At 29.1% G+C, this 1,251-nt stretch carries 1 protein-coding gene; it reads left to right on the plus strand.

Features of this window, described 5'->3' with window-relative positions:
- Positions 1-1,251, plus strand: a 1,251-nt coding sequence (locus AC4FQX_RS15015; RefSeq protein ID WP_491168533.1) for a leucine-rich repeat domain-containing protein, incomplete at both ends; no start/stop codon positions are given.

Raw genomic sequence — 1,251 nt, forward strand, 5'->3', positions numbered from 1 at the left:
TATTTGTTTTTTGTTTTGTTTTTATTGTGCAGTAGCATACAGGCACAAACATATCATGAAGATGATAAAGAAGGATTACGTGTTTTTCTTCGTCAGCCAACGGATAAACAGGGAGAGCTGAATTTGCATAGGATGGGTTTGGTTACAATAGATACTTTAAATTGGATTACTTCAGAAGCATGGATTGCTAAACTATCAAGTCATTGCAAATGGAATACAGCATCTCCTAAACGATTAATACAATTAAACACTGGTTTTAGGATTAATGTAAATAGATTATACGGGACATTAGATGCTAGTAAATTCGTGTCTTTAGAATATTTGAGTTGTTCTGGAAATCAATTAACAAGTTTAGATGTTTCCAAGAATGCAAAATTAATCCAATTGGATTGTTCTAATAATCAGTTAACAAGTTTAGATGTTTCCAAGAATGTAAAATTAACCAAATTGGATTGTGGTTATAATTCATTAACAATTTTGGATGTTTCCAAGAATGTAAATTTAATCAGTTTGGGTTGTTCTGGAAATCAATTAACAAGTTTAGATGTTTCCAAGAATATAAACTTAACAAATTTGAAATGCGCTTCAAATCAATTAACAAGTTTAGATGTTTCCAAGAATATAAAATTAACCGAATTGGATTGTGGCTCTAACAAGTTAACAAGTTTAGATTTTTCCAAGAATATAAGTTTAACCAAATTGGATTGTGGCTCTAACAAGTTAACAATTTTGGATTTTTCTAAGAATGTAAATTTAGAATCTTTGGATTTTTCTAGAAATCAGCTAACGAGTTTGGATGTTTCCAAGAATGTAAACTTAACCATATTGATATGTTGGATTAATCAGTTAACGAATTTGGATGTTTCCAAGAATGTAAACTTAACCAGATTGGAGTGTTGGATTAATCAGTTAACGAATTTGGATGTTTCCAAGAATGTAAATTTAGAATATTTGCGTTGTTCTGATAATTTGTTAACAAGTTTAGATTTTTCCAAGAATATAAATTTAACAAATTTGAATTGTAGTTTAAATCCGTTAACAAGTTTAGATGTTTCTAAGAATGTAAATTTAACCCGTTTGGGTTGTGGTTCAAATCAATTAACGAATTTGGATGTTTCCAAGAATATAAATCTAACAAGTTTGGGTTGTTCTAATAATCAGTTAACGAATTTGGATGTTTCCAAGAATATAAATCTAACAAGTTTGGGTTGTTCTAATAATCAGTTAACGAATTTGGATGTTTCCAAGAAT

Source organism: Flavobacterium sp. AK-301, from assembly GCF_058310215.1.